22 protein-coding genes and 1 pseudogene are annotated in these 19,339 nt (G+C 60.8%); 11 read left to right on the forward strand and 12 right to left on the reverse strand.

Annotated features, from left to right (window positions below; translation table 11 throughout):
• The 3 genes from GFM02_RS32175 to GFM02_RS32185 form a co-directional block, all read right to left on the reverse strand.
• Positions 1-594: a hypothetical protein gene (locus GFM02_RS32175; protein WP_020049047.1), complete on the reverse strand. Its 594-nt coding sequence runs from the start codon at positions 592-594 to the stop codon at positions 1-3.
• Between the two features lie 99 nt (positions 595-693).
• Entirely contained in the window at positions 694-1,125 is a 432-nt protein-coding gene (locus tag GFM02_RS32180; protein ID WP_080646647.1) for a GFA family protein, read from the reverse strand.
• Between the two features lie 307 nt (positions 1,126-1,432).
• Entirely contained in the window at positions 1,433-2,074 is a 642-nt protein-coding gene (locus tag GFM02_RS32185; RefSeq protein WP_020049049.1) for a peroxiredoxin-like family protein, read from the reverse strand.
• Between the two features lie 461 nt (positions 2,075-2,535).
• Between GFM02_RS32185 and GFM02_RS32190 the strand changes: the two genes are divergently transcribed.
• Positions 2,536-2,874, forward strand: coding sequence for a hypothetical protein (locus tag GFM02_RS32190; RefSeq protein ID WP_026265055.1), 339 nt, complete (start codon positions 2,536-2,538; stop codon positions 2,872-2,874).
• Between the two features lie 230 nt (positions 2,875-3,104).
• Here GFM02_RS32190 and cysN read toward each other — a convergent pair whose 3' ends face one another.
• The 3 genes from cysN to GFM02_RS32205 all read right to left on the reverse strand — a co-directional run bounded on the left by cysN (position 3,105) and on the right by GFM02_RS32205 (position 6,467).
• Positions 3,105-4,601, reverse strand: coding sequence for a sulfate adenylyltransferase subunit CysN (cysN, locus tag GFM02_RS32195; RefSeq protein ID WP_131641531.1), 1,497 nt, complete (start codon positions 4,599-4,601; stop codon positions 3,105-3,107).
• A gap of 1 nt (position 4,602) precedes the next feature.
• The gene (gene cysD, locus GFM02_RS32200; protein WP_003546395.1) at positions 4,603-5,556 is read right to left on the reverse strand and encodes a sulfate adenylyltransferase subunit CysD; all 954 of its coding nucleotides are present in this window, start codon (positions 5,554-5,556) and stop codon (positions 4,603-4,605) included.
• 152 nt (positions 5,557-5,708) lie between these two features.
• The gene (locus tag GFM02_RS32205; RefSeq protein WP_020049052.1) at positions 5,709-6,467 is read right to left on the reverse strand and encodes a phosphoadenylyl-sulfate reductase; all 759 of its coding nucleotides are present in this window, start codon (positions 6,465-6,467) and stop codon (positions 5,709-5,711) included.
• 420 nt (positions 6,468-6,887) lie between these two features.
• Here GFM02_RS32205 and GFM02_RS32210 point away from each other — a divergent pair, with 420 nt between their 5' ends.
• The gene (locus GFM02_RS32210) at positions 6,888-7,334 is read left to right on the forward strand and encodes an RrF2 family transcriptional regulator (RefSeq protein WP_168287940.1); all 447 of its coding nucleotides are present in this window, start codon (positions 6,888-6,890) and stop codon (positions 7,332-7,334) included.
• A 43-nt stretch (positions 7,335-7,377) separates the two neighbouring features.
• On the opposite strand, the gene GFM02_RS32215 is transcribed toward GFM02_RS32210, so the two are convergent.
• Entirely contained in the window at positions 7,378-8,139 is a 762-nt protein-coding gene (locus tag GFM02_RS32215; protein WP_168323965.1) for an SDR family NAD(P)-dependent oxidoreductase, read from the reverse strand.
• A 156-nt stretch (positions 8,140-8,295) separates the two neighbouring features.
• Here GFM02_RS32215 and GFM02_RS32220 point away from each other — a divergent pair, with 156 nt between their 5' ends.
• From GFM02_RS32220 to GFM02_RS32240, 5 genes are all read left to right on the forward strand, one after another.
• Positions 8,296-9,156, forward strand: a complete 861-nt coding sequence (locus GFM02_RS32220; RefSeq protein WP_246792551.1) for a LysR family transcriptional regulator — start codon at positions 8,296-8,298, stop codon at positions 9,154-9,156.
• Between the two features lie 111 nt (positions 9,157-9,267).
• Complete coding sequence (locus GFM02_RS32225; protein ID WP_168323936.1) at positions 9,268-9,654, forward strand: DUF6152 family protein; 387 nt, start codon at positions 9,268-9,270, stop codon at positions 9,652-9,654.
• A 22-nt stretch (positions 9,655-9,676) separates the two neighbouring features.
• Positions 9,677-10,150, forward strand: coding sequence for a DUF6644 family protein (locus GFM02_RS32230; protein ID WP_168323937.1), 474 nt, complete (start codon positions 9,677-9,679; stop codon positions 10,148-10,150).
• A gap of 109 nt (positions 10,151-10,259) precedes the next feature.
• Positions 10,260-10,547 carry a type II toxin-antitoxin system HigB family toxin gene (locus GFM02_RS32235; protein ID WP_168323938.1) on the forward strand — a complete coding sequence of 96 codons (288 nt, stop codon included), beginning with the start codon at positions 10,260-10,262 and terminating at the stop codon, positions 10,545-10,547.
• A gap of 4 nt (positions 10,548-10,551) precedes the next feature.
• Positions 10,552-10,959 carry a helix-turn-helix domain-containing protein gene (locus GFM02_RS32240; protein ID WP_077975883.1) on the forward strand — a complete coding sequence of 136 codons (408 nt, stop codon included), beginning with the start codon at positions 10,552-10,554 and terminating at the stop codon, positions 10,957-10,959.
• Between the two features lie 67 nt (positions 10,960-11,026).
• Here GFM02_RS32240 and GFM02_RS32245 read toward each other — a convergent pair.
• Positions 11,027-11,194, reverse strand: a pseudogene (locus GFM02_RS32245) (choline dehydrogenase); the annotation flags it as partial.
• An 87-nt stretch (positions 11,195-11,281) separates the two neighbouring features.
• The gene (locus tag GFM02_RS32250; protein ID WP_168323939.1) at positions 11,282-11,821 is read right to left on the reverse strand and encodes a MarR family winged helix-turn-helix transcriptional regulator; all 540 of its coding nucleotides are present in this window, start codon (positions 11,819-11,821) and stop codon (positions 11,282-11,284) included.
• An 89-nt stretch (positions 11,822-11,910) separates the two neighbouring features.
• Between GFM02_RS32250 and GFM02_RS32255 the strand changes: the two genes are divergently transcribed.
• Complete coding sequence (locus GFM02_RS32255; protein ID WP_168323940.1) at positions 11,911-12,711, forward strand: SDR family NAD(P)-dependent oxidoreductase; 801 nt, start codon at positions 11,911-11,913, stop codon at positions 12,709-12,711.
• Positions 12,712-12,805: 94 nt separating this feature from the next.
• Positions 12,806-13,903, forward strand: a complete 1,098-nt coding sequence (locus tag GFM02_RS32260) for an NADH:flavin oxidoreductase/NADH oxidase (RefSeq protein WP_168323941.1) — start codon at positions 12,806-12,808, stop codon at positions 13,901-13,903.
• A gap of 232 nt (positions 13,904-14,135) precedes the next feature.
• Here GFM02_RS32260 and betA read toward each other — a convergent pair whose 3' ends face one another.
• The 3 genes from betA to betI form a co-directional block, all read right to left on the reverse strand.
• Positions 14,136-15,788, reverse strand: a complete 1,653-nt coding sequence (gene betA / locus GFM02_RS32265; RefSeq protein WP_168323942.1) for a choline dehydrogenase — start codon at positions 15,786-15,788, stop codon at positions 14,136-14,138.
• A 199-nt stretch (positions 15,789-15,987) separates the two neighbouring features.
• Positions 15,988-17,451 (reverse strand): betaine-aldehyde dehydrogenase, encoded by a 1,464-nt coding sequence (gene betB, locus GFM02_RS32270; protein WP_168323943.1) that lies wholly within the window; start codon positions 17,449-17,451, stop codon positions 15,988-15,990.
• Positions 17,448-18,074, reverse strand: coding sequence for a transcriptional regulator BetI (gene betI / locus GFM02_RS32275; RefSeq protein WP_168323966.1), 627 nt, complete (start codon positions 18,072-18,074; stop codon positions 17,448-17,450). The genes betB and betI overlap by 4 nt, the downstream gene beginning before the upstream one ends.
• 153 nt (positions 18,075-18,227) lie before the next feature.
• Here betI and GFM02_RS32280 point away from each other — a divergent pair, with 153 nt between their 5' ends.
• A complete protein-coding gene (locus GFM02_RS32280; RefSeq protein ID WP_168323944.1) occupies positions 18,228-18,782 on the forward strand; it encodes an HdeD family acid-resistance protein in 555 nt (184 codons plus the stop codon).
• A gap of 214 nt (positions 18,783-18,996) precedes the next feature.
• Complete coding sequence (locus tag GFM02_RS32285; protein WP_168323945.1) at positions 18,997-19,236, forward strand: ribbon-helix-helix domain-containing protein; 240 nt, start codon at positions 18,997-18,999, stop codon at positions 19,234-19,236.
• The last annotated feature ends 103 nt before the right edge of the window (positions 19,237-19,339 follow it).

Here is a 19,339-nt window from a genome sequence, read left to right on the forward strand (position 1 = left end):
TCAGGCCTTCGGAGACAGAGGTTCCAACTCCGTGCGAGGATCCCGGAGGATTCCTTTGCTATTCCGCCATCTCTCGACCGCACGCCTAAGACGACGTTTCTGCTCCTCCCGAGACTGCATATCGATCTTCGGAAAGAGAGATTGCCATGGCGAGGGATCGACATCGGGGTTCATGCTTTTCGGATTCGTCGCGTACCACCACACCTGAAACACCTGGGCTTCAACTGGCAGCCGCTTGGTGACCAGAAGATAGTCGAGCCATCCGCCGAAGAGGACGGCATCATTGGCTTCGTCGGCGAAGTCAGCCATTAGGGCTTCGTCATCGCGGACAGTTTTGCCGTCTTGCTCGTAGAAATGCTTGAAGGCGTTCCAGTGCTGATTCCTAAGACGCTTGAGCTTCCATTGATCGATGTCGGGGATCGTCTGCAGGATATGCGTCGAAATCGAGGGGAGGTCGGCTTCCTTTGCCAAGCCCTCAACGATCTCACTGCCACCACAGGCGAGTGAGTGGACCGAATAGGGATCCCTGTCCCGGATGAACAGGTCGAGGGCTGTCCCGAGCTGCGCCCTCGCGATCTGGATCTTAATACTCATAGGCGCTCCACAGGCTGCTGTCGAAGGAGTAGACGATCTCCCGGATCTCGTAGGTCTTGTTCGACGTTCGCTTCAGGCCAAAAGCCGAAGTTCGGTGCGCTACCGGCCTTCCGGCGTCGATTCATTCTTGAGGATTGGAAGGCTTTGAAAGTGTTCTACCGTTTCGTCAAGTTGCACCCAATTATGTTTCGATTGTTCGAAGACTGATAGGGCAGGTGGCGTGAAGGCCGGGTCGGCAAGGGAGCCTACCGCTACCCCGATCCAGGACGGCGCAGCATCGGCCTTCCAATAGACGGTCGAGCCGCATGTTGGGCAAAAATGCATTCGAACCTTGCGACCGCTCTCGGCGGTACGAATGAATTCTGTAGATGTTCCAGATATTTCGACACAGGCAATCGAGTAGAAAGCATTTGCGCTGAACGGCGCACCCGTTCTGCGCTGGCAAGCCAAACAGTGGCAGAGAGCTGTCAATTGTGGTGGCTCGCTGAGCATCAGTCTCAGAGCGCCGCAGGCGCATTGGGCATTGGCCATGGAAACTCCTCCCGCTTGCACGGTGAAATTAAGTTGAATGGCGGTGAAGCGCAGGCCCGAACCGCAAATGGTGAGGGTGGGCGATGTGTAGGGGCTGAGACCTGATTCAATTTCAGGCTCACAGAAGCTCAAATGTAGATCGCGGAAATGCTGAAGTCTAGAAGAAAGCCATCTGACCGCTACGGGCCGGAAGCGGATGCGGAGCCGTCATCGGCCCCGTCGCATCGTCGGCGGCGTCTTTCAGGACTTTATCGGATACCCTCGTGAGCACCATCCGGGCGGCTGGGCGTCGGGCGAGTTTTCGTTGTCAATGTGCGACTTGGGAAGCGACCGACATCAATTCCTGGGAATTCGGTGCCTGGAATGTCTGGAGCCCAGCCTCCAGAACTTCAGTGAAGCTCCAGCGTACAATGCCCTCCCGGTCGATTAGGAACTGACCGACAAGCTGCCCATGGTCGGCAGTCATCATCTGCTGATCGGCTTCGGTAATCTGATACCCTTCCTTCTTGTTGAGAAATTCGTCCATTGCCATCACGCCCATAGGCTCGGGCAACTCGCCCGGAAGCTCGATCCGTATCGCCATGGCCGTGTCGATCCCGACCTCGCGTAAGCCGAAGGCTTGGTGCGAAGCCCGTACCGGGTCGGAGGCAGCAAGAAGATCGGGTATCGGATGGTAACGGAAATAGAGCCGCGCGCGTTCGACCGGGGTGTTTACCACCGCCAGGGATTGGACGCCTTTCTCACGCAGCACCGGGTTGAGATATGCCATGGCCGCGACATGCCGCCGGCAGAACGGACAATGCAGGCCTCGAAACAAACCGATCAACAATGGGCTGCGGCCACGAAAATCATCAAGTGCGATCTTCCCCTCGCGCGAGATCGCATCAAACACAACGTTCGGGACCCGGTCGCCCGGTTGTAGCGGATGGTCGACATAGAGCGTGGACATGGACAACCTCCTCGCTCGGGGATCAGTCGAGAAAAGGCGCCACGTCAAATGCTTCGAGGTCTAGATTGAGTGTTGCAAGGCCTGACCTCTCGTTTTACCGCACCGCCAGGATCCGACCTAAGAATGGCCCCACATTGGTCCGCGGGCAAGCGGAAAACAGCGATCGTGAATGGAAAAAGTCCGTTTTCTGCAAACTCTGACTTTTTTAGCGGCCGTAGAGGCCGACACACAAAATTGAGCGGGGAACCTGCCAATTTTGCGTTCAAGCAGCGTGGGGCCGCGTAGCGGAAGTGGCACACAGAGCGGCTCGATCACATCGATGAGGGAAAGTCATTGCTGTTGATCACTGCGCCAGTTTCGCAGTCGCCATCCTACGCCGCACCACCAGTTGCACTGTAAGAAGTGATTTACCACGCGCGGCATGTTAGCTGATGACGATGAAACCGATGGAGGTAACGCCGGTGCCCAGATTTCTTGCAGTCTACACCATGAAACCAGAAGCCCTCGCGTCGTTCCGAAGCTTGCCTAAAGCCGAGCAGGATGCCGTCGATGCTGCCGGCATATCCCAGTGGTCGGCCTGGGAGGAACATAATGCTGCATGCATTCTTGATCGCGGTGGCATGGTGGGCAAGACGACACGCGTGACGAAGGACGGGGTACAAAAAGCTGAGAACCAGTTCTGTGGCTACCTGGTCGTGGAGGCGGAAACCGCTGATGCCGCCGCTCGCCTATTCCGGGACCATCCGCACTTCAATGTGTTTCCTGGTGACGGTGTAGATATTATGCCGTTTCTGACTTGAAGACGGTCTGGCGAACATCACCCACTTCCGCTTCTCTCACCTGGCTGTTGGAGGCGGCGGAAGTCCGCTAAGGGCCAATAACCGGCGTGAAGAGCTTGCCGCACCGTCCGAGGATCTGATCAATTTCATCACTGAAATTTGCGACAGCGCCGTTCGCGAAGACTCCGCCGGGCGCAGCAAGCGGATCCGGCCCTGCATAAGGGGCCAGCCTTGCTGGCCCCTTACCTATTTCAGATATCGCTTGCAGCGCTCGACCAGAGGTCGGCCGCTTCGGCTGCCGTCATGCGCCGTACCTCGGCCTCATGGCTGCGGCTGGCGAAGAGTTCGCTTGCCATGATCTGCTCGGCAAGGTCGGCCGGAAGCGAGAGGATGACGCGGGCTTCGCCGTTGTGCAGGCCGCCAAGTTCGGTGCGCTTGCCGGTCACCATGCCGCCGGCGACCGTGTTGTTGGTCTCCGGATCGATCAGGATGAAGGAGCCGGAAAGCCGGTTCTGCTCATAGGGGTCGAAGATCGCCGCTTCGTCGAAGACGAGCCGGACTTTGCCGATGGCGTTCATGTAGAGCCGCTGGGCGGCGTTCCAGGCGCCGGTTTTCAGCTCCAGCTGGCTGAGCGGCTGCACCTGCACGCGCTGACGGCGGCTGCCGCTCTTCAGCCAGTAGCGTTTGCCGGGCTCGATGCCCTCGGGCTGCAAGGCAACGATCTGCGCGTCGAAGGCAAGGCCGACCTGCGGCTGGGCGTCGATCGAGACGATCATGTCGCCGCGCGCCACATCCACCTGGCGGTCGAGCACCAGCGTGATCGCGTCGCCGGCAACGGCGGCGTTGCGGACGAGATCGAAGGTAACGATCTTGGAGACATTGGCGACCATGCCCGACGGCAGGATCATGACGCTGTCGCCCGGCTTGACCGAGCCGCCGGCAACCGTGCCCTGATAGCCGCGGAAGCTTTCGCCCGGACGCGACACGCGCTGGACTGAAAGGCGGAAGCCGACCGTCTGCGACGAGCGCACGGTGGCAAGTTCCAGCGTCTCCACCAGCGACGGGCCGGTGTACCAGGGCATGGCGGCCTGGCCGGAATAGACGACGTTTTCGCCCTTCAGCGCCGACATCGGAATGGCGGTGATCTGCTTGACGCCGAGCGACAGGGCAAACTCGCGGAATTCGTGGCTGATCTTGTCGAAGCCGGCGCGGTCGTAGCCCGTCAGGTCGATCTTGTTGACGGCGAGCACGAACTGCTTGATCCCGAGCAGCGAGGCGATCGTGGCGTGGCGGCGCGTTTGTTCCAGAATGCCGAGGCGCGCATCGACGAGCAGGATGGCGAGATCGGCAGTCGAGGCGCCGGTTGCCATGTTGCGGGTATATTGCTCATGGCCGGGCGTGTCGGCGACGATGAAGGAGCGCTTGTCGGTCGAGAAATAGCGATAGGCGACATCGATGGTGATGCCCTGTTCGCGCTCGGCCTGCAGGCCGTCGAGCAGCAGAGCGAAGTCGGGCAGGCCGAGGTCGTTCTGCTTGCCGGTGGAATCGCGCTGCAAGGTGGCGGCCTGGTCTTCCTTGACCGCCTTGGTGTCCCAGAGCAGACGGCCGATCAGGGTCGACTTGCCGTCATCGACGCTGCCGCAGGTGATGAGCCGCAGTGGCCTGGTATCGCGCTGGGCCTTGAGCGGCTCGGCGGCGGGCAGGTTGACGACGGTTGCGGCCGAGACGGCGGTTTGGGCTGCGGTCATCTCAGAAATATCCTTCACGCTTCTTCTTTTCCATGGAGCCGGACTGGTCGCGATCGATGGCGCGGCCCTGGCGTTCGGACACCGTTGCAATTTCGAGTTCGGCAATCACCTCTTCGAGGGTGGTGGCCTGTGAGCGGATGGCGCCGGTCAGCGGGAAGTCGCCGAGGGTGCGGAAGCGGATCATGCCTTCCTGGCGGACTTCGCCGGGTAGCAGTTCCAGGCGCGGATCCTCGGCCAGGATCATCATGCCGTCACGCTCCACGAAAGGCCGCTTCTTGGCGTAATAGAGTGGCACCAGCGGAATGTCTTCGGCCTGGATGTAGCGCCAGATATCGACTTCGGTCCAGTTCGACAGCGGGAAGGCGCGCACGCTCTCGCCCTTGCGGATCATGCCGTTATAGATGTTCCAGAGTTCCGGCCGCTGGTTGCGCGGATCCCAGCGATGATCGGGTGTGCGGAAGGAATAGATCCGCTCCTTGGCGCGGCTGGCTTCCTCGTCACGCCGCGCGCCGCCGAAAGCGGCGTCGAACTGGCCGGCATCGAGCGCCTGGCGCAGCCCCTCGGTCTTCATGATGTCGGTAAAGGCGGCCGATCCATGCGTAAACGGCGTGATGTTTTCGGCTTTGCCGCGCGGATTGATGTGCTCGATCAGATCGAGATCATACTTCTTCGCGGTCTCGTCGCGGAAGGCGATCATCTCGGAGAATTTCCAGCCGGTGTTCACATGCAGCAGCGGGAAGGGCACGCGGCCGGGATAGAAGGCCTTGCGCGCCAGGTGCAGCAGCACCGAGGAATCCTTGCCGATCGAATAGAGCATGACGGGACGCTCGAATTCGGCCGCAACCTCGCGGAAGATGTGGATGGATTCGTTTTCCAGCGCTTTCAGATGCGGGTCGAGCGGCGCCTTGGCGCTCTGCGGATTGCTGAGTTCCGTATCCGGACGGCTATCGGGCATGTGTTACTCCAGGCTATCGGTCGTTTGCGGGTGCCCGCAAAGCAATTCCTTGATGTTGGCTTTCCCCGGGAGTGTTGGCTTTCCCTGGGAATGTTGACTTTCCCAAGGCTGCGGCGGTCGCCGCGCCCTGATTGGGAAAGCCGTGGGGTGATTTACTGTGCGGCGATCGCTGCGGCCTCTTCGGCGACATGCAGGCCGCATTCGCGCGTTTCGTCCTGCTCCCACCACCAGCGGCCGGCGCGTTCCGGCTCGCCGGGCTTGATCGCCCGGGTGCAGGGCTCGCAGCCGATCGAGGGATAACCGCGGGCGTGCAGCGGATTGACCGGCACGCCATTTGCGGAAACGAAGGCCTTGATCGCCTCCAGGTCCCAGTCGGCGAGAGGATTGACCTTCAGCAGGTGGCGTTCGGCGTCGTATTCGGCAAAGGGCGTTTCGGCACGGTTGGCCGATTGACCGCGGCGCAGGCCGGTGATCCAGATCGCAGCACCTTCGAGGGCACGCGCAAGCGGCTTCAGCTTGCGCATGCCGCAACAGGCGTGGCGGGCTTCGACACTCTCGTAGAAACCGTTGAGGCCGTATTGCGCCGCATAGGCGTCGATATCGGCCTTTTCGGGCTCGAAACGATGGATATGGATGTCGTACTGGCTTTCGGTCTCGTCGATCAGCGACAGCGTCTCGGCAAACAACCGGCCGGTCTGCAGCGTCGCGATATCGATCGGCAGGCGGTGCGTGCCGATCTCGGCGGTGATCACCTGGTCCTCGATGCCGAGTGACGTCGTGAACACCACGCGGCCGCCAAGGCCGGAGACCAGCGACAGACGTCCGGCAAGGTCGAGACCTGCCAGTCTGTCGTTCAGCGCCTCGGCTTCCGCAATCGGCCCTTCTTCCGCAATCGTATTGATAGCAGTCATGAGAATCCCGTCCTTTGTTGACGTGAGTATCGCAGTTCACGCATGGATCGGACAGAAAAAGGGATTTCGAAAGCTGCGGGCGGAGGAGCAAATATCTCTCCGAAGCTGCCGCGATACAGAAAAGCAGCCGCCTGCGGATGAAAAGCCACATCGGCAGCTCGAATGTCTATAGAAATAGTAGAGTTACACGCAGCCTGTCAATCCGAAATCTGAAGTGATGCCGAAAATAGTGCAGAAGGCGCGGTTTTGGCATAAATTAAGCGCGCTTGGCCGAGGGCGAAAAACAAGGCCAAAACGCTTGTCTCTCAAGGCTTTCTCCGGCCCGTTCAAATTCCGTTCATGCTGGTTGTGCCATAGAGACAAAAGAACTTCTGTAGCGGTGCGAAGATTCGTGCCGTCTGTGTGTGTCGATGGTCAAAAATGATTACGCAAAAGGCGAAATATGCGCTGCGGGCGCTCACGGTCTTGGCTGATGCCGATGCCGACGAACCGGTGATGATTTCCGATATCGCGGCGCAGCAGAAGATCCCGAAGAAGTTCCTCGAACAGATCCTGCTCGACCTCAAGCATCACGGCATCGTCGTCAGCCGTCGCGGCAAGCAGGGCGGTTATCTCCTGCTGAAGCCCGCCCACACCATCACCTTCGGCGAGATCCTGCGCATCATCGACGGCCCGATCGCGCCGCTTCCGTGCCTGTCGATCACCGCCTATAGAAGGTGCGACGATTGCGACGGCGAACAGAATTGCCAGATCCGCCATATCTTCGCCAAGGTCGCAGACGCCACCCGCAAGGTGCTGTTCTCCACCACCATCGCCGACGCCGTCGCCCCAAAGCACAACGCCGAAGTCACCCGGCTGTTGGCTTGAGCTTTTAGCATTACGTCAGGAATGAACGAGGGTTGTATCGACCTTACGGCCGCAGGCCTCCTATCGTATAGCCGCCATCAACGGTGATCTCTTGCCCGGTGACGAAGTTGGCGTCTTCGGAAAGCAGCCAGGCGACGGTCCCAGCAACATCCTCCGATGTCCCGTTTCGCCCAAGAGGCGTGTGTGCGGCGAGGCGTGCGGCAAAAGCCGGATCGATAACATCATCTGCCATCGGAGTCAGAATGATGCCGGGATTGATGGCATTGATCCGGATGTTTCGAGGACCTTGCTCCACCGCGAAGGTCCGCATCATGGCAAGCAAGGCCCCCTTCGTGCTTGCGTAGGCTCCCGCACCCGGCATTACGCCGCCTGCCGTCCACGAGGCGTTGATGAGCAGGCTGCCTCCCTTCAGAAAGGGCAGGCAGTGCTTGAGCGTGAAGAAGGTGCCTCGAAGGTTGGTGGCGATCAGCGCGTCGAAATCGTCTGCATCGGTCACTGCCAGGGGTTTGAATTCGCCGAGAACCCCAGCATTGGCAAAGACGGCGTCCAGGCGTCCGAAGCGTTCGATCGTCTTCTCGACAGTCGCCGCGACGGCTTCGTTATCTGCAATATCGCAAGCAATCGCGATTGCCGCACCACCCGATGCCTCGATCTCCGACTGCAGTTGACGGATTGGATCCAGGCGGCGGCCGACAAGGGCTACCTGTGCACCTTCGGCCACCAGGCGAAGGGCAGCGGCCCGCCCCATACCCGTTCCAGCACCTGTAATGAGAACCGTTTTGCCGATGAATCGGGTTTGCGTCATGTTTTGCTCCTTAAAATGAATTGCGTCATGGCCGTTGTAATTCCAGCGGCATTTCACGATAATTGGAGAAATTGCGTATTCATTTGAAAGCAGAATTATCGAATGGGTCTTTTTCGCTCCATGCAGGTGTTTGTCACGACGGTGCAGGAAGGCTCGATGAGCGCAGCATCGGTAAAGCTCGGCATATCGCCGGCGATGGTCGGGCAACATGTGGCCGCACTGGAGGAGCGGCTCGGTACGCGCCTTCTGAACAGGACCACGCGTCGCCAGAGCTTGACGGATTTCGGCATGAGCTATGTCGAGCAGTGCAGGGACATCCTGGAGCGCGTAGCAATTGCGGATCAGGACGCAGAAGCATCACAGACGAAACCGCGCGGGCTATTGAGGATCACAGCGCCGACGACTTTTGGGGCAGAGGTTTTAATACCGGCTCTGCATCGTTATCGCGAGCTTGCCCCTGACGTGACGCTGGATATCACCTTGACGGATCGCAACGTCGATATCGTCGAAGAAGGTTTCGACATTGCTATCCGCATTGGAGAGTTGCCCGATAGCCGCCTCATCGCGCGTCATCTCGCTCCCTATCGAATGATGATTTGTGCTTCACCCGATTACCTCGAGCGCCACGGGAATCCCCGCCATCCAAGTGAACTTTCCGGCCACGAAACCATCGGCTTTACCCCGGCAGCACGGTCGCCATGGAAGCTGTCGAAAGGCAAGGATGAGGTCGAAGTCGTCCCTAAAACGGCAATCACCGTCAACAGCGGTCAGGCTGTCCGCATGGCCGCTCGGGCTGGACTGGGTGTCATCATGCAGCCATCCATTCTCCTGACGTCGGATATTCAGGCTGGCCTTCTCGTCCGGCTCTTCCCGGATTGGCATCTGCGTGAGCGGCCCATGTCGCTCATCTACCACCGTGATCGACGCATGACCCCGCGCTTGCGCAGCATCATCGCCTTTGCCATTGCAGAATTCGGCAGGGAACCTGAGGGCCAGGCAGATCGTCCTGCCGAATGACCTGAAGTCATTTGCCGGCAGAGACGCCTCTTGCTTCAAGATTTGGTGAAATCCCTTTTCTTCCAGTGGAGATGCTCCACCTGCCTGCCCAATGCTGGCAGGGAGAATATCATGTTTGGAATCTCAACACAGCGGATCGTGGCTGCGGCCATATTCTCGGCGGCCCTCGCGACAGGTGCTGCCGCTCATCACGGCTGGTCGTGGGCCGAGGCGGATCAGATCGAACTGCGCGGCACCATCGAGAAGATCTCGATGGGCGGTCCGCATCCGACGCTCGATGTCGCCACCGCCGATGACGGCGTCTGGCTCGTCGAACTCGGCAATCCGCGCCAGACGGAACGCTCCGGCTTCGTCGAAGGCGTGGCCAAGACCGGCGACCAGGTGGTGGCCCTTGGAAACCGTTCGCAGGATCCAAAGGAGAAGCGAATGAAGGCGGTGCGTCTCACCATCGGAGAGAAGCGCTACGATATCTATCCCGACCGCATCAAGACGAACTGACCTCTGGGCGAACTGACCTGTCGTGATGGACACGCTCGAATGGCTGTCGGCTACCACGCCTGCGCTCGCGCTCCGGCGTTCCGGAACGTTTTACATGTTGGTCAACGCAGCCCATATCCTGGCGATCGGCCTTTTGGTCGGCGCCATCCTGCCGCTCGATCTGAGGCTCGCCGGCTTCTTCCGCAAGGTGCCGGTTGAGATTGTCGCGCCGTTTCTATCACGCGCCGCCGGCGTCGGCCTTGCCGCGGCTATCGTCACCGGCTTTTGCCTCTTCAGCGTCCGGGCGGTGGAATATGCCGCCAATCCCGCCTTCCTTGCCAAGCTTTGCTTGATCGCCATCGGCCTTCTCAACCTGTCGATCGTTCATTTCGGGCGAGGCTGGAAAACGGCGGTATCGACAGGCATCGTCCGGCCCGGCCTGCGCTTCTCCGCCACCCTGTCGGCCGCGATCTGGATCGCCGCTGTGATCGCCGGACGGTGGATCGGATTTCTCTAAGGCAAAGACCCGCTTGCCGGTCTTCGATCTCATCCATAGCAACTTGCTATAATCAGATAGTTGCGCTAGATTGCAGCTATAGCAAAATGCGATACGCGATTCCGGATTTATGCACATCATCACGCAGAAAAAAATCTGGGAGGCGAAAGACCGATGGCCTCAAACAGCCAATGCCCTGGATACTTGGTATCGACTGATGAAGTCGTCGGAGCCGACAGACTTCGCCGACATGAAATCACTGTTTCCGGCAACGGACAAAGTCGGGCAGCATCACGTGTTCGACATTGGCGGCAACAAGCTGCGCTTGATCGCGATGGTGCACTACAAATTTAGGCAGGTCTATATTCAGCGGATTATGGATCATGCCGAGTACGACAAAGGAGCATGGAAGGGTTAGGCCGATGAGCGCACTTGTAAAACTGGTAAGCGAGCACTGGACGCATGTGGCTCCTCTTCTTGCCATGCCGGCCAATGAAGCTGAGTATGATCATCTCGTGAAGCAACTTGACGAGATTCTCGCTGAAGTGGGCGACGATGAGGATCATCCTTTGGCGTTGCTTGCGTCTCGCATGGCGGACCTTGTTGAGGCCTATGACGAGCAAAACCGCCCAATGCCTCCGGTGACTGGCGCCGATGCACTCCGTTATGTCATGGAGGAGCGCAGCCTTGGCCAGTCCGAGCTGCCGGAAGTGGGCGCTCAGTCCGTCGTGTCTGAGATTTTGAGCGGGAAGCGACAAATCAATGTTCGACAAGCCCGCGCGCTGAGTGAGCGATTTCTGATACCGGCATCCGTATTTCTATCGCTCTGACGATAGACATTCCCGACGACCAGCGACGACCGGTCGGTGGCAGTGCTGCCCAATAGCTCTCTACGCTTCAGCGGTCGCTGACGGCCGCGCGCGGATTGACCCGCGGCTCCTGGTTCGAGCGCGCCAGCGGCTGTTTGCCGAGGATATGGTCGGCCGCCTTCCCTCCGGTCATGATCGATGGTCCGTTCAGGTTGCCGTAGGTGACGTGCGGGAAGATCGAGCTGTCGGCGACGCGCTCCCTCCGCGGGCTCGAGCGGCACGGCGGTTTCAACATGCTGTTCGAATTCATCGCCCGAATCCTCTGCCGCGTCCATCCCCACGGTCAGCCTCGCAGCATGCGACGAGCTTCATAAGCTTCCAGGAACTCCGGAGAGGCGACGTCATCGGCCAGCGCGCGAAGCGCCGCTGCGGAAGGACCGAGCACCACCTCAACGCGCTGATTGGCATCAGCCCACAGGGCCAATGCCTCGTGCAGGCGTTGCTCGCCAGGCGTCGTCAGCATTGCGTGCTTCGTCCGGCCATCATGTTCGTCAGGCATGAGCTCGACCAGTCCGTCCCGGACGAGCGGGCGAAGGGCGTGGGTCAAAGCGGAAATGCTGACGGCAAGACGCTCGGCGAGCAACAGCAAGGTTGGCCATCCATGGCTGCCCTCGTGCAACGCTGCGATCTGGGTCAGAAGGCCGACTTGAGTGGCCTTCAGGCCGGTTGGCGCTACTGCGTCATCATAGATCTGCCCCAACCGCCGTGACGCGCGTCGAAGGGCGGTGTTTGTGCACACGAGTTCGGCCAGGAGCTCCGGCGGGGTCAGCCTGCCCGCGCGCAACTCCTCCCCTGGATCGCCAATCGAAAGTTTCTTGCCCATCCCAGTGAAATAGTTGAGGGCTCATCCATTGACAAGAGGACATCGCGACCATACGTAAACTTGAGCACTCAACCAAATAGGATTTTGACATGTCTGCATCATCGCTCAAGCCCGTCGCCCTCGTCACCGGCGCCTCTGCTGGCATCGGCGCCATCTACGCCGCGCGTCTCGCCGAAAAGGGGTATGACCTCATCCTCGTCGCCCGGCGGGCCGATCGTCTGAAGGCGCTCTCGGACAAGCTCGGCGCTGCCCACGGCACGAAAGTCGAGGTCGTGGAAGCCGACCTGACGAAAGACGCCGACCTCACCCGCGTCGAAAAGGTGCTGAAGGAAAATTCAGCGATCACGCTCCTCGTCAACAACGCCGGCAACTCGACCTTGGCTCCGGTCGCCAAGACCGCTGAGGAAGACGCGGCCGCGATGATCGCACTCAACGTCACTGCGCTCACGCGGCTGACACACGCCATTCTGCCTGCATTCCTCAGCCGCAACCACGGCGCGATCATCAACGTCGCTTCGGTCCTGTCCTTTCATGCCCTGCCGATCAGCGCGATCTACAGCGGCACCAAGGGCTATGTGATGAACTTCAGCCGGGGTCTGCAGCAGGAGCTGGCCGACACCAATGTCCGCCTGCAACTCGTCATGCCGGCGGCGACGGCGACCGAACTCTGGGATTTGTCGGGCGTACCGCTGGCGTCGCTCAACCAGGCGACCGTCATGACGTCCGAAAACCTGGTCGACGCCGCCCTGGCCGGTTTCGACAAGGGCGAAGATATCACGTTGCCATCCGTTGCCGACGCCAGTCTGTGGGACAAGTTCGACCAAGCCCGATCCACACTGTTCGCCGCGACGCAGACCGGTGAACCTGCGCCCCGTTACCGCGCCGTCTAGACACCCCGAAGGATCGAGCGCACGGATTAACCCCTACGCCAGCGGCGTTGGCAGATCCGTGCGGTTGATCGAACTTCATTTTAAGGAGATTCCATTGCCCAGCTTGTTCGACCAATTCACGCTGAAAGGCGTCATCCTCCGAAACCGCATCGCGGTATCCCCCATGTGCCAATATTCCGCGATTGATGGCGTTCCGAACGACTGGCACGCCGCCCATCTCACAAGCTTGGCGCGCGGTGGCGCTGGCCTCGTCAACGTCGAAGCCACGGCTGTCTCTCCGGAGGGGCGGATCACGCCGGGCTGCACCGGTCTTTGGAATGATGTCCAGGCCGAGGCCTTTGGGCCGATCGTCGCCGGCATCGAAAAGGCGGGCGCGGTCGCAGGGATCCAGATCGGCCATGCCGGCCGCAAGGCCAGTGCAAACCGCCCTTGGGAAGGCGACGATCATATCGCCGATAGCGATCCGCGCGGCTGGGAAACCATCGCACCGTCCGCCATCGCGTTCGGCGGCGGCTTGGCGAAGGTGCCGCGCGCCATGACGAAGGCCGACATAGATCGCGTCCGCGGCGATTTTGTCGCTGCAGCGATCCGCGCGCGCGACATCGGATTCCGCTGGCTCGTGCTGCATTTTGCTCACGGGTATCTTGGCCAGAGCTTCTTCTCGCCGCATTCGAACCAGCGCGACGACGAATATGGCGGCAGCGCCGATAACCGTGGACGCTTTCTCCTCGAGACGCTGGCGGCCGTTCGTGAAGTCTGGCCCGAGGATCGTCCGCTCACGGCTCGCTTCGGCGTCATCGAGTTTGATGGTCGCGACCAGGAAACCCTGCGGGACGCGATCGATCTCGTCGGAAAATTCAAGGAGGCCGGCCTCGACTTCATCGACGTCAGCCTCGGCTTCTCAACCCCGGCCGCCAATATTCCCTGGGGTCCAGGGTTCATCGCGCCTTACGCCGATCAAGTCCGCAAGGCCACAGGCCTCCCCGGTGCCGCAAGTTGGAATATCACTCAGCCGGAGCAAGCCGACGAACTCATCCGAAGCGGGCAGCTTGACTTGGTTATGATCGGCAAAGCGATGCTCGCCAATCCGCATTGGCCCTACGAAGCCGCGCGCAAGCTCGGTGTCGAGCGTCCGTCCTGGACATTGCCTGCCCCTTACGCACATTGGCTCGCATCCTACCGCGCTGCCTGATTGGTCGGGGCTCTCGAACAGCGTTGAGGGCCCCTGTCTTGGCATTAAAAAAACGAACCACGGCCCGCTGATTCATGGTCGCGATATCGCAGACATCGCGCCTCACGTCAGACGGTTGGGCCGTGACGGCGATCTTGCTGACGAACGCCTCGGTCGCTGGCTTTCTCCGCGTCCGCCGAAGTCTTTCGGTCACCTGCATAGACGGGCAAAGTAACGTCGGACGCCTCGCTTCTTATCGATCGCTGACGGCCGCGCGCGGGTTGACCCACGGTTCCTGGTTCGAGCGCGCCAGCGGCTGCTTGCCGAGAATATGGTCGGCCGCTTTCTCTCCGGTCATGATCGAGGGTCCGTTGAGGTTGCCGTAGGTGACGTGCGGGAAGATCGAGCTGTCGGCGACGCGCAAGCCATCGACGCCGATCACCCGCGTTTGCGGATCGACCACCGCCATCGGATCGTCCTTGGCGCCCATCCGGCAGGTGCCGCAAGGATGATAGGCGCTTTCCAGATGTTCGCGCAGAAAGGCGTCGATCTGTTCGTCGCTTTGCACGCCTTCGCCCGGCTGGATCTCCGGCCCGCGATAGTCGTGAAAGGCGCTCTGGCCGAAGATTTCGCGGGTGAGCCGCACGCAGTGGCGGAATTTTTCCCAATCCTCGGCATGGCTCATATAGTTGAAGCGCAGCACCGGATCGGCCTTGGGATCGGCGGAGCGTAAGCTCACGCTGCCGCGCGATTTCGACAGGTTATAGCCGACATGAACCTGGAAGCCGTGGCTCTTCGCCGCCGCCTTGCCGTCATAGCTGATCGCCACGGGCAGGAAATGATACTGGATGTCCGGCTGCTTCAGCCCGGGTGCCGAGCGCAGGAAGGCGCAGGCTTCGAACTGGTTGGAGGCGCCGAGCCCGCCGCGCGAGAGCAGCCATTGTGCGCCCGCCACCCCCTGCCAGAACCACGGCAGCCAGGAATAGAGCGACACCGGCTTGGTGCTCACCTGCTGGAAGTAGAATTCCATATGGTCTTGCAGGTTGGCGCCGACGCCCGGCCGATCGGCCTTCACTGTAATGCCCATGCCCTGCAGATGCTCTCCGGGACCGATGCCCGACAGCATCAAGAGCTTCGGCGAATTGAACGAGGAGGCCGAGACGATCACCTCGCGGTTCGCCTTCACCACCTCTGTTCTGCCGTTGCGCTCGATCTCGACGCCGGTCGCCCGCCCGTCCTCGATCACGATCCTCTGCGCAAAGCCGTAGACGATCCTGACATTTTGGCGCTTCAGCGCCGGTTTCAGATAGGCGTTGGCAGCAGACCAGCGGCGGCCGCCGAAGATGGTCTGCTCCATCAGACCGAAGCCTTCCTGCTTGCTGCCGTTATAATCCTCCGTCGTCTCGAAGCCGGCCTGTTTGCCGGCCTCGACGAAGGCGCGAAAGAGCGGATTGGTGAAACCGCCGCGCTGGACATGCAGCGGCCCGTCGGTGCCGCGCCAGCCTTCTTCGCCGCCATGCGAATGTTCCATCCGCTTGAAATAGGGAAGCACGTCGGCATAGGCCCAGCCGCTGGCGCCAAGCTCCTCCCAACGGTTGAAATCCTCGGCATGACCGCGCACATAGACCATGCCGTTGATCGAGGAGGAGCCGCCGATGACCTTGCCACGCGGCGCGGTGATGCGCCGGTTGTTGAGGTTCGCCTCCGGTTCGGACAGATAACCCCAGTTATATCGCCTCATGCTCATCGGCCAGGCAAGCGCTGCCGGCATCTGGATGAACGGCCCAAAATCGCTGCCGCCCGCCTCGATGACGATGACGCTGTTCTTGCCGTCCTCCGACAGACGGTAGGCGAGGGCGGAGCCGGCGGAGCCCGAGCCGATGATGACGAAATCTGCTTGTTGCATGACGTTCCCTTAGATTCTTTGCAACGGTTCGAAGACCCCGCCCCAAACCCCTCCCCACAAGGGGGAGGGGCTTAACTTGCGGCACCGGTTTTACCCTCCTTCGACCTCATCGTTTGTGGCGTTGATTTCGGAGTGAGGGGGAGCGGCAGGCTAGCCCCTCCCCCTTGTGGGGAGGGGTTGGGGAGGGGTCTTCACAGTCTCAATAAGGCGCCACCACCGGCCCCATGCCCACGTAGACCGTCTTCAGTTCGGAATAATGCTCCAGCGCGGCCAGCGAATTCTCGCGGCCGAAGCCGGATTGTTTCGAGCCGCCGAAGGGGATTTCTACCGGGCAGAGATTATAGGTGTTGATCCACAGCGTGCCCGCTTCCAGCCGGTCGACGACGCGGTGGGCACGGGTGAGGTCGGCGGTGAAGACGCCGCCGGAAAGGCCGAATTCGCTGGCATTGGCGCGCGCGATCACCTCGTCCTCGGCGTCGAAATCGAGCACGCACATGACAGGCCCGAAGATCTCCTCGCGGGCGATGGTCATGTCGTCGGTGACATCGGCAAACACCGTCGGCTGCACATAGTAGCCTTCGCCGGAGACATTGTTCGGAATGCCGCCGCCGGCAATGAGTGTCGCGCCCTCGGCCTTGCCCTTCTCGATGTAGGAGATCACCTTCTCGCGCTGCGCCCAGGAGACCATCGGCCCGACCTGCGTCGCCTCGTCCATCGGGTTGCCGATCAGCATCGCCTCGGTGCGGACCTTCAGCCGCTTCAGGAATTCGTCCTTGATAGCCTTCTGCACGAAGACGCGCGTGCCGTTCGAGCAGACCTGGCCGGTCGAATAGAAATTGCCGAGCATGGCGCCGCCGACCGCCGAATCGAGATCGGCATCGTCGAAAACGATCAGCGGCGACTTGCCGCCGAGTTCCATCGTCACGTGCTTGAGGTTGCCGGCGGCGGCGGCCGCCACCCTGCGGCCGGTCGGCACCGAGCCGGTCAGCGACACCTTGGCGACATCGGGATGGTTGACGAGCAGCGGCCCGGTGTCGCGGTCGCCCTGGATCACATTGAAGAGCCCTTTCGGCAGTCCCGCCTCGTGCAGGATCTCAGCGATCTTCAGCGCCCCGAGCGGCGTGTTCTCCGACGGTTTGAACACCATGGCATTGCCTGAGATCAGCGCCGGCGCAGCTTTCCAGCAGGCGATCTGCTGCGGATAGTTCCAGGCGCCGATGCCGACGCAGACACCGAGCGGCACCCGCTTGGTATAAGCGAAGTCCTGGCCGAGCGGGATATGCGAACCGTTGAGGCCGGCCGGCGCAATGCCGCCGAAGAATTCGAAGGCATCCGCACCCGAGGTCGGGTCGGCGACAACAGTCTCCTGGATCGGCTTGCCAGTATCGAGAGTCTCGAGTTCGGACAGCGCCCGGTTTCTCTCGCGCATGATGTCGGCAGCCCGTTTCAGGATGCGCCCGCGCGCCATCGGGCTCATCGCCGCCCATTCCGGCTGGGCGCGCTTGGCGGCGGCGATCGCCCGTTCGACGATCGCAGGCGTTGCGGCATGCAGTCGGGCGATCACCTCGCCGGTCGCGGGATAGAGGCTCTCGATGACGGTGCCGTCTGTATCCTCGACATAGTCGCCGTCGATGAAGTGCGAGGCTTTCGGCTGGGCTTTCATGTCATTTGTCCTTGGGTGGTTCGATGTGGTCGTCCCTTCTCCTTCCGGGGAGAAGGGGAGGCGGTGGCCAAAAGCGCATTCAGATAATCTTCCGTCAGCGCGATCGAGGCTTCAATGCCGATCGGCGCGGATTTCAGACTTTGCCTGATATAGAGCCCGTCGATCATCGCCGCAGCGCCTTCGGCGATGCGTTCTGCGGCCTCAGTGGACAGCAGCGCCTTGAGGTTGGCCAGCAGATTGGATCGCAGCCGTCGCGCATAGATCACCAGGAAGCGCCGCGTCTTTTCCGAGCGCTGCGCTTCGGCGTAAAAGGCAAGCCAGGCGGCAATCGTCTCCGGCGCGAACTGATCGGCGTGGAAGCTGACGCGGATCACGGCCGAAAGTCGCGCCCGCGGCGTCCTGGCGGCCTTAAGTGCCGCCACCGTATCGCTGCGCAACTGTCGGAGAAGCGAGCGGATCGTCTCGATCAGCAATTGTTCCTTGCTGCCGAAATAATGATGCGCCAGGGCTGGCGACACGCCGGCCTGCCGGGCGATGTCGGACATGGTGACGGCAAGCGAGCCGTGATCGCCGATCACCCGCAGCGCCGCATCGACAAGCGCCTTGCGGCGCACCGGCTCCATTCCGACCTTCGGCAACAGACCACTCCTTTGAAATCAGCGACAGGTTATTTTTGATTGACTGATCAATCAATAAAAATCTTTATCGATTTGCTCGAACCCAGATCTTTCCCTGCCGAATTGCTGCAGCATATCTCAACTGTCAGGAGGTGGGTCATGGCCGATGTCTTCGAGGGAACGCCGACATCTTCGCTGCAGTCGAAATGGATCTGGTTTGCCGGCCTCGGCGTGCTGCTGCTCGTCTGCGGTCTGATCGCGCTCGGCAATCTGATGCTCGCCACCGTCGTCTCGGTCTATTATGTCGGTATGCTGATGCTATTCGGCGGCGTGATCTATCTCGTCCATGCCTTTCAGGTGCGCGGCTGGGACCACGTGCCGTTCTGGATATTGAGCGGCCTGCTCTATGTGCTTGCCGGCATCTGCGCCTTCATCAATCCGATCCTGACCTCGGCGGCGCTGACGCTGTTCCTGTCGCTGGCGCTCGTCGTCGCCGGCGTCTTCCGCACCTGGGTCGGCATGCGCATGAAGCCCACCAAGGGCTGGCGCTGGATCGTCGCAAGCGGCGTCATCACCGCTCTTGCGGGTTTCGTCATCGCGCTCGGCTGGCCGGTGAACAGCCTGTGGATTCTCGGCCTGTTCCTCGCCGCCGATCTCATCGTCCAAGGCTCGACGTTGATCGCCTTCGGCATCGGCATCCGCAGTTCAAACTGACGGCCGCTGACCGTTCTTTTTTTGGCAAGAGCCGTTCTTTTTTGACAAGGCTAGGACAGGGGATTAGACTTAAGGGGTTACGGACCAATCCCAGCGCACGGATGGTCCTATGTGCGAATGCACCAAGGCACCGGCGAGATCGCCGAGAATGCTGAAAATGGTCATGCGTCCCCCAGAGGCAGGGATCTGCCTGATCAGAAAAGGGAGGAAATTCATGCCGATGGTCACCGTTTCCATCTCTCCGCAACAGGCAGCGGGCATCCGCGCCGCCGTCGACAATGGCGGTTATGCCTCGAGCAGCGAGGTCGTCCGCGAGGCGCTCCGCCTGTGGGATAGCACCCGCAAGCTCAATGAGTTCCGGGACGATGTTCTCGACGACGGCGCTCCATCCGGCGGCAGATGCGTCGCCGACATGTTCGCCGATCACGAGGCGGAGCGTCGTCGCTCCGCCTGAACAAGCATTTGATTGTATTGGAAAAATTGAATAAACGCGGAACGCGTAAGGTGCCCTTGCGCGTTTCATAAAAGTTTCACATTGGCGAAAGAGTTCATTGACC

The sequence above is a fragment of the Rhizobium leguminosarum bv. viciae genome (genome assembly GCF_012276115.1).
Taxonomy (GTDB): Bacteria; Pseudomonadota; Alphaproteobacteria; order Rhizobiales; family Rhizobiaceae; genus Rhizobium; species Rhizobium leguminosarum_T.

Excerpts from the sequence above, each read along its gene's own strand:
- GFM02_RS32175 (WP_020049047.1), bottom strand. The coding sequence starts at position 594 with ATGAGTATTAAGATCCAGATCGCGAGGGCGCAGCTCGGGACAGCCCTC.
- GFM02_RS32180 (WP_080646647.1), bottom strand. The coding sequence starts at position 1,125 with ATGGCCAATGCCCAATGCGCCTGCGGCGCTCTGAGACTGATGCTCAGC.
- GFM02_RS32185 (WP_020049049.1), bottom strand. The coding sequence starts at position 2,074 with ATGTCCACGCTCTATGTCGACCATCCGCTACAACCGGGCGACCGGGTC.
- cysN (WP_131641531.1), bottom strand. The coding sequence starts at position 4,601 with ATGACCGCAGCCCAAACCGCCGTCTCGGCCGCAACCGTCGTCAACCTG.
- cysD (WP_003546395.1), bottom strand. The coding sequence starts at position 5,556 with ATGCCCGATAGCCGTCCGGATACGGAACTCAGCAATCCGCAGAGCGCC.
- GFM02_RS32205 (WP_020049052.1), bottom strand. The coding sequence starts at position 6,467 with ATGACTGCTATCAATACGATTGCGGAAGAAGGGCCGATTGCGGAAGCC.
- GFM02_RS32210 (WP_168287940.1), top strand. The coding sequence starts at position 6,888 with ATGATTACGCAAAAGGCGAAATATGCGCTGCGGGCGCTCACGGTCTTG.
- GFM02_RS32215 (WP_168323965.1), bottom strand. The coding sequence starts at position 8,139 with ATGACGCAAACCCGATTCATCGGCAAAACGGTTCTCATTACAGGTGCT.
- GFM02_RS32220 (WP_246792551.1), top strand. The coding sequence starts at position 8,296 with ATGAGCGCAGCATCGGTAAAGCTCGGCATATCGCCGGCGATGGTCGGG.
- GFM02_RS32225 (WP_168323936.1), top strand. The coding sequence starts at position 9,268 with ATGTTTGGAATCTCAACACAGCGGATCGTGGCTGCGGCCATATTCTCG.
- GFM02_RS32235 (WP_168323938.1), top strand. The coding sequence starts at position 10,260 with ATGCACATCATCACGCAGAAAAAAATCTGGGAGGCGAAAGACCGATGG.
- GFM02_RS32240 (WP_077975883.1), top strand. The coding sequence starts at position 10,552 with ATGAGCGCACTTGTAAAACTGGTAAGCGAGCACTGGACGCATGTGGCT.
- GFM02_RS32250 (WP_168323939.1), bottom strand. The coding sequence starts at position 11,821 with ATGGGCAAGAAACTTTCGATTGGCGATCCAGGGGAGGAGTTGCGCGCG.
- GFM02_RS32255 (WP_168323940.1), top strand. The coding sequence starts at position 11,911 with ATGTCTGCATCATCGCTCAAGCCCGTCGCCCTCGTCACCGGCGCCTCT.
- betA (WP_168323942.1), bottom strand. The coding sequence starts at position 15,788 with ATGCAACAAGCAGATTTCGTCATCATCGGCTCGGGCTCCGCCGGCTCC.
- betB (WP_168323943.1), bottom strand. The coding sequence starts at position 17,451 with ATGAAAGCCCAGCCGAAAGCCTCGCACTTCATCGACGGCGACTATGTC.
- betI (WP_168323966.1), bottom strand. The coding sequence starts at position 18,074 with ATGGAGCCGGTGCGCCGCAAGGCGCTTGTCGATGCGGCGCTGCGGGTG.
- GFM02_RS32280 (WP_168323944.1), top strand. The coding sequence starts at position 18,228 with ATGGCCGATGTCTTCGAGGGAACGCCGACATCTTCGCTGCAGTCGAAA.
- GFM02_RS32285 (WP_168323945.1), top strand. The coding sequence starts at position 18,997 with ATGCCGATGGTCACCGTTTCCATCTCTCCGCAACAGGCAGCGGGCATC.